This window comes from Bacillus sp. AFS041924 (assembly GCF_002577195.1).
Lineage (GTDB): Bacteria > Bacillota > Bacilli > Bacillales > Bacillaceae_G > Gottfriedia.
This window is the reverse complement of record NZ_NULG01000152.1, coordinates 1-562: the sequence shown is the minus strand read 5'-3', so window position 1 is coordinate 562 and position 562 is coordinate 1. Positions and strand designations below refer to the sequence as shown.

1 protein-coding gene is annotated in these 562 nt (G+C 38.6%); it reads right to left on the bottom strand.

Annotated features, from left to right (window positions below):
• A partial coding sequence (locus tag COC46_RS21700) for a phosphate ABC transporter substrate-binding protein PstS family protein (RefSeq protein ID WP_141550951.1) occupies positions 1 to 562 on the bottom strand: 562 nt, incomplete at both ends.

Below are 562 nucleotides of genomic sequence, written 5' to 3'. Positions count from 1 at the left end.
CCAATTAAATAGGAGTTAGCAAGATACGAAATCGCACCAGGAGTTGAGTTAACAGCTTGTTCAACTGCACCGTTTGAATCTTGTACTGTTCCTACGCTATCGTTAATTTTAACGTCTTTCATGATTTTCTTTTCAAATGCTGCACGTGTACCTGATGATGCTGGACGGTTAATTACGTTAATTTTCTCGTCTTTACCGCCAACTTCTTTCCAATTCGTTACTTTACCAGCGAAAATATCCTCAATTTGTTGAAGTGTAAGTGAATCTACACCAACATCTTTATTTGTTACCATCGAATAACCAACACCAGCAACTTTCGTTTCAACTAATGAACTTGCTAATGATTTATCTTCTAATTTTTCAGCAGCTGGTACATCTGAGTTACCAATTTGAATTGCGCCTGTAGATACTTGGTTTACACCAGTACCACTACCGCCACCTTGAACTGTAACTGAAACTTGTGGGTACTTTGCCATAAATTCAGTAGCCGCTTCGTCAGCTAGTGGTTGTAACGCTGTTGATCCTGCAGCACCAATTGTTCCTGTTAATTCTACTTTTTTAT